Origin of the sequence: Brotaphodocola sp. (genome assembly GCF_050873065.1) — a bacterium.
Lineage (GTDB): Bacteria > Bacillota > Clostridia > Lachnospirales > Lachnospiraceae > Brotaphodocola.
The window spans coordinates 23,889-30,940 of the sequence record NZ_JBNMIC010000032.1 but is presented as its reverse complement, the minus strand read 5'-3'; the positions used below and the strand labels follow the sequence as shown (position 1 = coordinate 30,940).

Annotated in this window: 6 protein-coding genes and 1 tRNA gene; 4 read left to right on the top strand and 3 right to left on the bottom strand. The window is 50.6% G+C overall.

The window, feature by feature from the left end; genetic code table 11:
• Positions 1–73 precede the first annotated feature (73 nt).
• The 3 genes from ACR0QE_RS09470 to ACR0QE_RS09460 all read left to right on the top strand — a co-directional run bounded on the left by ACR0QE_RS09470 (position 74) and on the right by ACR0QE_RS09460 (position 2,554).
• A tRNA-Gly gene (locus ACR0QE_RS09470) sits at positions 74–146 on the top strand.
• A gap of 130 nt (positions 147–276) precedes the next feature.
• Complete coding sequence (locus ACR0QE_RS09465; protein ID WP_432628111.1) at positions 277–1,620, top strand: MATE family efflux transporter; 1,344 nt, start codon at positions 277–279, stop codon at positions 1,618–1,620.
• Positions 1,621–1,678: 58 nt separating this feature from the next.
• The gene (locus tag ACR0QE_RS09460) at positions 1,679–2,554 is read left to right on the top strand and encodes a MerR family transcriptional regulator (RefSeq protein WP_432628110.1); all 876 of its coding nucleotides are present in this window, start codon (positions 1,679–1,681) and stop codon (positions 2,552–2,554) included.
• Positions 2,555–2,589: 35 nt separating this feature from the next.
• On the opposite strand, the gene ACR0QE_RS09455 is transcribed toward ACR0QE_RS09460, so the two are convergent.
• Positions 2,590–3,912: a sodium-dependent transporter gene (locus tag ACR0QE_RS09455; protein WP_432628109.1), complete on the bottom strand. Its 1,323-nt coding sequence runs from the start codon at positions 3,910–3,912 to the stop codon at positions 2,590–2,592.
• A 246-nt stretch (positions 3,913–4,158) separates the two neighbouring features.
• Between ACR0QE_RS09455 and ACR0QE_RS09450 the strand changes: the two genes are divergently transcribed.
• Entirely contained in the window at positions 4,159–5,556 is a 1,398-nt protein-coding gene (locus ACR0QE_RS09450) for a uracil-xanthine permease family protein (RefSeq protein WP_432628108.1), read from the top strand.
• Here the strand turns inward: ACR0QE_RS09450 and ACR0QE_RS09445 are convergent.
• Together ACR0QE_RS09445 and ACR0QE_RS09440 are read right to left on the bottom strand one after the other, a co-directional pair.
• Positions 5,524–6,750 carry an NTP transferase domain-containing protein gene (locus ACR0QE_RS09445; protein ID WP_432628107.1) on the bottom strand — a complete coding sequence of 409 codons (1,227 nt, stop codon included), beginning with the start codon at positions 6,748–6,750 and terminating at the stop codon, positions 5,524–5,526. The two genes, ACR0QE_RS09450 and ACR0QE_RS09445, sit on opposite strands and share 33 nt — an antisense overlap.
• Complete coding sequence (locus ACR0QE_RS09440) at positions 6,671–7,012, bottom strand: winged helix-turn-helix domain-containing protein (RefSeq protein WP_432628106.1); 342 nt, start codon at positions 7,010–7,012, stop codon at positions 6,671–6,673. Before ACR0QE_RS09440 ends, ACR0QE_RS09445 begins: the two co-directional genes overlap by 80 nt.
• Positions 7,013–7,052 lie beyond the last annotated feature (40 nt).

The window sequence follows — 7,052 nt, the reverse complement described above, 5'->3', positions numbered from 1 at the left end:
TACAGAATTACGGATGATTCAATGTGCAGTTTTGAAGGTACATGTATGAATTGCAGAAATGCGATTCAAATATGCGCGAGTGGCTCAGTTGGTGGAGTACGACCTTGCCAAGGTCGGGGTCGCGGGTTCGAGTCCCGTCTCGCGCTCTCAAAGTAAAAAGAGGGTATCTGTCTTGGACGGATATCCTCTTTTTTGTTGCATGGGATTGACTTTACAATCGTTGTAGGGTTTAAAGTGAGAAAATAAAATACAAAAAGCAAAAAGGAGCAAAACGGAATGGATAGAAAAGCAGAAAACAAACTGACATCGGGAAGTGTGCTTGGAAGCATTGCCTGTTTTTCTCTGCCTTATCTGCTGTCATATTTTCTTCAGACGCTCTATGGAATGGCAGATCTTTTTATCATCGGACAGTTTGATGAGGTGGCGGGAATCACGGCAGTCTCGATCGGCAGTCAGGTTATGCACATGCTGACGGTTGTGATTGTCGGACTTGCGATGGGAACGACGGTGAGCATCGGTCATGCAGTTGGTGCCGGGGATCAGAAAAAGGCTTCATCTGCGGTGGGCAATACAGCGATTCTGTTTATGGGAGTCTCGGTGGCGCTCACGATAGGGTTGCTGATGGTTGTGCGGCCGATTGTCAGCGTGATGTCGACACCGGAGGAGGCGGTTTCCGGGACGATTCTGTATCTTTCGATCTGTTTTATCGGAATTCCGTTTATCACGGCATACAATATCATCAGCGCGATTTTTCGTGGAATCGGGGATTCAAAGAGCCCAATGTATTTCATTGCGGTGGCGTGTGTGATAAACATTGCACTTGATTATCTATTTATGGGATACTTTCATTTAGGACCGGCGGGGGCTGCCCTTGGAACGACGCTTTCCCAGACAGTCAGTGTTGTGATTGCGCTGACCGTGATTGTGAGGCGGAAGACGGGAATTTCCGTGAAAAGAGCAGATTTTAAGCCGAACCACAGCGCGATGGGAGCGATCTTAAAGATTGGTGTTCCGATTGCCTTGCAGGATGGATTGATTCAGGTTGCGTTTATCATCATCACGATCATTGCAAACCGGAGGGGACTCAGCGATGCGGCGGCAGTTGGAATTGTGGAGAAAATCATCAGTTTTCTCTTCCTTGTTCCTTCATCCATGCTCTCCACGGTTTCGGCACTCTGTGCGCAGAATATCGGTGCAGGTGAGAAGCGACGGGCAAGACAGACTTTATATGATGCGATTCTGATTGCGGTCTGCTTCGGCATCTGCGTCTCGATCCTGATTCAGCTTTTGGCGGAAAATGTGGTTGGAATGTTTACATCTGATGAGGTGGTTGTGGCACAGGGGGCCCAGTATATTCGAGGATATATCTGGGATTGCATTTTTGCGGGAATCCATTTTAGCTTCAGCGGTTATTTCTGTGCCTGCGGGCGCTCAGAACTCTCATTTTTACATAATATCACAGCGATTGCACTTGTGCGTGTGCCGGGAGTTTATCTGATGTCGGTGATGTTTCCGGCGACGCTGTTTCCGATGGGACTTGCGACTGCCTGCGGCTCCCTTGTCTCTGTCGTGATCTGCCTGTTTGCATACAGATGGCTGAGAAGAAAAGAAAACGTCTAGGAACGGGAAAAAAGGAAATTAAGAGTAAGAGAAAACGGGAAAGAGCAGGGACTGTGAGATGAGTGAAAAAAATCTGTTTCAGATCGGGGAAGTGGCGCGAATGTTTCATGTCAGCCCGGGAACTCTGCGCCATTATGAGCAGGCGGGGATTCTGATTCCGGAATGGATCGATGAACAGACCGGGTATCGCTATTACGGTGTTCGCCAGTTTGAGGTGTTGAATACCATCCGATATCTGAGAGTGCTTGATCTTCCGCTGAAGCAGATCGCAGATTTCCTTCAGAATCGAAATATTGACAGCATCTGTGAGAAACTCAGGCAGCAGCAGGAGATGATTGACCGGAAACAGCGGGAACTTGAGATTGTTCGCAGAAAGATTGGTCATCGTCTTTGCCAGATTGAAGATGCCCGAAATTCCGGGTTGGAGAAAATCGAGTTGAAGCCGATCTCCGCTCTGCGAATTGTGTGGATTTCCGCTTCCCTGAAACCGCATTCTTATCTGGATCTGGAATATTCGATCCGTCGTCTCGAGAACGGACAGCGGGAGTCAATGGTTTTTCTTGGAAAAGTTGGAGTGGGAATCTCGGGGGAGAGACTGAAAAATTTTGGTTATCCGGGAAAAAAGGAGACTTCCTGCGAGAGTGGCGAAGAGGAGAATTTTGACTGCTATGACAGAGTGTTTCTTGTGCTGGATGAGGAGGAGAGCTTTGACGGGGCGGTAGAACGGATTCCCGCAGGAATCTGTGCGGTGATTCGTTTTTGTGGAAGCCACAAAGAAGCCCCCGGTTATTACCGGAGGCTTCTTGCATATCTTGATAGACATAATCTGGAGGTGGATGGATTTTCCAGAGAGATCACCCTGATTGATGAGGGAATGACAAACGATCCGAATCAATTTGTGACGGAAATCCAGATTCCGGTCAAATGTGTGTAACTCAGAGTGGATGTGCGGTGATTCGGGATTTTGTTTTAACCGATTCCGCCGAGTACAATTCCGAGGATCAGCACGAAGAAGCAGATCGGAATGTAGAGGTAACGGCAGACCGGAAGAAACCATTTCGTGAACGCTCTGTCCCGTCCGCGGTTGATTTCTTTTTCCACGTAGGATTTTCCGCAGACCCAGAAGAACATGATTCCTGCGAGACCTGCTCCGAGCGGACAGATGTAAATCGAGAGAACATCCATCCAGTCAGAGACGATTCCCTGAATCAGGATGGAGACGATCGCTCCGATGACTGCGATGAGTGCACAGGCAGGAATTCGTCCGAGATGGAGTTTTTCCTGAACCGTGGCAATCGGTGCCTCATAGAGATTCAGCAGAGAGGTCATGCCTGCGAAGAGAACAGCGGTGAAGAATACGATCGCAATCAGCCGTCCTCCCGGCATCGCCTGAATCAGGTGAGGCAGATAGATGAAGAGGAGTCCCGGACCGCCCTGGTTGAGCTGTGCCCCGGCTGCTGCCATCGCCGGAATGATGACGAGGGAGGCAAGCATCGCTGCGACAGTGTCAAAGAAGGCGACTCTTGCCGCGGAGAATGGGATATTTTCCTGATCCGAGAGATAAGAACCGTAGATCAGTGTTCCGTTTCCCGCGACGGACAGGGAGAAGAAGGCCTGACCGAGCGCGAAAATCCAGGTTTTCGGATCTGCGAGCTTGACGGGATCAATCCGGAAAATATACCGGTAACCATTGACGGCACCCGGCTGAAAAGCGACGTAGATGCCGAGAATCACAAACAGGATGAAAAAGATCGGCATCATCAGTTTGTTTGCTTTCTCAATTCCACCGCCGATGCCGAGCATCAGGATCAGCATGCAGAAAATCAGGGCGAGCAGCTGCCAGAAATTGTTTCCGAAAGCGGACGCCATGCTGCCAAAGGAAGCGGCAAAGCCGTCGATTCCCTCGGGAGCGAGGATGGAACCGCTGAAGGCACCGACTGCATATTTCAGGATCCAGCCCATGACAACGGTGTAGCCGATTGCCATTGCGAGGGAGCCGAGAACCGGAATCATGCCGAGTGCTTCACCGACACTGCGCTTGCCGTGGCGCTCACAGGCAGAGCCAAAGGCATCAATCGGTCCGGATTTTGTGGCACGCCCGAAAGACATCTCGCCGATGACACCGGTAAAGCCGATCAGTGCGATAAAGAGAAAATAGGGGATCAAAAAGGAACCGCCCCCGTAGAGGGAGACTCTGGTTGAGAACATCCAGATGTTTCCCATTCCGACAGCGGAGCCGATGCAGGCGAGGATAAATCCCCAGCTGCTTTGAAATGAATCTCGTTTTTTCATAAATAGAATCCTTTCGTTGTAAGCTGTTTTATTTAGTTATGAACAGCAAAAATATTATAAACAAAATCAGGAGGAAAAGCAATCGTTACCGCGGATTGGCGGGAAGTTTCCAGACAGAGACCTCTCAAATCGGTTTTGTTTGATAAAAAAATCTTTACATGAAAAAAATTATCTCGTATAATGGGGGCGATTTGAATTCATTCCGAAATGCCATGTGCATCTCCCTACCAGAGAAGGAGAGAGGATATGAGTGAGAAAAAGAAACTGGAAGGTCCAGCATACGAGTTTGAGGCGAAAATGCCGCTCAGTCAGGCGATTCCGCTTGGATTGCAGCATGTGCTGGCAATGTTTGTCGGAAACCTGACGCCGCTTTTGATCATCACAGGAGCCTGCGGGATCACGGGAGGAAGCGATCTGGCATATCTTCAGGTGGAGCTTTTGCAGAATGCGATGCTCGTTGCCGGTCTTGTGACACTTGTACAGCTTTTTTCGATTGGACCGATCGGCGGAAAAGTTCCGATCATCATGGGAACGAGTTCCGGATTCATCGGAGTCTTCAACAGTGTTGCCGCTTCCATGGGCGGAGGGGTTCTTGCCTACGGCGCCATCATGGGTGCGTCGGTGATCGGCGGTCTCTTTGAGAGTGTTCTTGGATTTTTCTTGAAACCGCTTCGAAAATTTTTCCCATCTGTTGTGACGGGAACGGTTGTGCTCTCGATCGGTCTGTCCCTGATTGCGGTTGGAATCAACTCATTTGGCGGCGGAAGTGCCGCAAAGGACTTCGGTTCCGCTGAAAATATGCTTCTTGCAATTTTCGTTCTTGTTGTGATTCTGGCAGTAAAACACGGAACAAAGGGATTTGCAAGTTCTTCTGCGATTCTGATCGGAATCATTGCGGGATATGTGGCATCCGTAGTTATGGGAATGGTGCTTCCGCATACTGGAATTGCGGCGGATGGAACGGAATACACAAAAGCATGGGTACTGAACTGGGATAAGGTTGCCCAGGCATCATGGTTCAGCATTCCGGCTCTGATTCCGGTCAAGCTTGTCTTTGATCTTCGCGCAATTCTTCCGGTTCTCATCATGTTTATCGTGACGGCAGTTGAGACAGTCGGAGATATCTCCGGTGTGATGGAGGGTGGAATGGATCGGGAAGCGACAGATAAAGAGCTCTCGGGCGGTGTCATCTGCGACGGCATCGGTTCCACGTTTGCAGCTCTCTTCGGCGTGCTTCCGAATACCTCATTCAGCCAGAATGTGGGTCTTGTGACGATGACGAAGGTCGTGAACCGTATGGCGCTTGCAACCGGAGCAGTCTTTCTTGTACTCTGCGGTCTGTTCCCGAAGCTTGGAGCAATCGTCTCGATCATGCCGCAGGCAGTACTCGGCGGAGCAGCGGTGATGATGTTCTCCTCGATTGTGGTCAGCGGAATCCAGCTGATTATGAGAGAAAAGATGACACCGCGCAACCTGACGATCGTGTCGGTAGCGCTTGGTGTCGGATATGGAATGGGTGCCCATGCGACGATTCTGTCGAAGATGCCGGAGGCAATTCAGCTGGTATTCGGCGGATCCGGCATCGTTCCGGCTGCTTTTGTGGCAATTCTGTTAAATATCCTGCTTCCGAGAGAGGAGCAGTAGGGGATCAGGCTCTGAGAGAAGACGTAAGTCTTCCGGGGTATCGACATCCATGAGCTCATATGGATGTTCGGCAGAGATCAGATGCACACACTCCGGGTGATTCCGGAGAAGAAAACTGCCGCCTTTTCCTTTTGGGAGGGTGAGCAGTTCAGGAAAGAAACGATTTGGAAAAAGAACAGGGCTTCCGAGTGTGACGGGAGGATTTGGATGAGTGGAATCCGAATCTTCCCGAAAACAGAGGCGGAAGATGGCCTGTTCTTTTTTTGAGAAAGAGAGCGCCATTGTCTCCAAGGTCTCCGTGCTTAAGAGGGGCTGATCGCCGAGAGCGAAGAGACATCCTTGAAGGTCAGGCCGCGCGGCGAGGAGGGCATTCAAGCCGAGACGCACCGTGTCGTTTCGATCCGGAAGCTCGTGAAAGAGAGCGGGAATCCCGGCGTTTTGGCAAACTTGCAGGACGGATTTTGAGCGTGTGACGACAATCCGGCTGGCAAAGAGGGAACCGGAGGTTGTGCGAAGAATCCGTGTAATCAGAGGTTCGCCCATAAACGGAGCAATGAGCTTGTCGGAACCGAAGCGTTTTCCAAGCCCAGATGCCATGATGACACAGCCGATCGGGACGAGGGGCTGATCGAGATCCATCACAAAGACATCGGGACGGCTTTTTAATGCATCGAGAAAGGGCAGAGACTGTTTGCGGATCACAGCGATGACCGGCCGGGTGTCAAAGAGTGCCAAAAGCGCGTCTAGGAACGGTCTGCAGGAAGTCTCGAGGTATCCGATCTCATCGATCACGGCCCACGGAGCGTCCTCGTTTTTTAATGACATCGCGCGCCGGATGGCGGGGATTCCGACTTGGAGAAACCCGTTTGGGCAGGGGGTCATCTGGCATCCACCTGCGGGATCAAGACTGCGCTGTCCCAAAAACATTCCGATGGTTCCGGTCTTTTTGCTGATCCGGTCCTGAATCTCGACCCGTTTTTTCGGAATGGCCCGCGTGGAAAATCCCGGAAATTCGGGCTTGGAACCGGGAAAATCCTGCTCGATCAGCGAGATCAGTTCGTTTAAGAGTGTACTTTTTCCGACACCCCGGCTTCCGGTGATCAGAAGATGTGTTTTATGGCTGTCTTGAAAAGATCTGAGAATAGATTTCGGTGCAGCTCTGAATGCAGGCATCTCGATAGACTTCGTATTCATGCAAAAACTCCTTTGCTTCTGGGGTGAGACAGCTTCCGCCGCCTCCTTTTCCGCCGGTTTTTCTGACTGTGAGGGGGAAGCCAAGCTCTCGCTCTGCATTTCGGATCAGCTGAAGCGCTTTGGTGTACGCCATTTCCATGGAGAGCGCGGCGGCGCGCAGAGATCCGGTCTCTTCAACTGCGTGAAGCAGACGGCAGGGTCCTTCCCCGAAAAATCGTTTATTTTCCTCATCACAGAGGCAGATGCGAATCATAGGTTTCATAAGTAAAATCCTCGGTAAACAATTAATCAATTAATAAAGA

What these genes read in the sequence shown, in the direction of transcription:
- ACR0QE_RS09465 (WP_432628111.1), top strand. Translation starts at nt 277, where the DNA reads ATGGATAGAAAAGCAGAAAACAAACTGACATCGGGAAGTGTGCTTGGA.
- ACR0QE_RS09460 (WP_432628110.1), top strand. Translation starts at nt 1,679, where the DNA reads ATGAGTGAAAAAAATCTGTTTCAGATCGGGGAAGTGGCGCGAATGTTT.
- ACR0QE_RS09455 (WP_432628109.1), bottom strand. Translation starts at nt 3,912, where the DNA reads ATGAAAAAACGAGATTCATTTCAAAGCAGCTGGGGATTTATCCTCGCC.
- ACR0QE_RS09450 (WP_432628108.1), top strand. Translation starts at nt 4,159, where the DNA reads ATGAGTGAGAAAAAGAAACTGGAAGGTCCAGCATACGAGTTTGAGGCG.
- ACR0QE_RS09445 (WP_432628107.1), bottom strand. Translation starts at nt 6,750, where the DNA reads ATGAATACGAAGTCTATCGAGATGCCTGCATTCAGAGCTGCACCGAAA.
- ACR0QE_RS09440 (WP_432628106.1), bottom strand. Translation starts at nt 7,012, where the DNA reads ATGAAACCTATGATTCGCATCTGCCTCTGTGATGAGGAAAATAAACGA.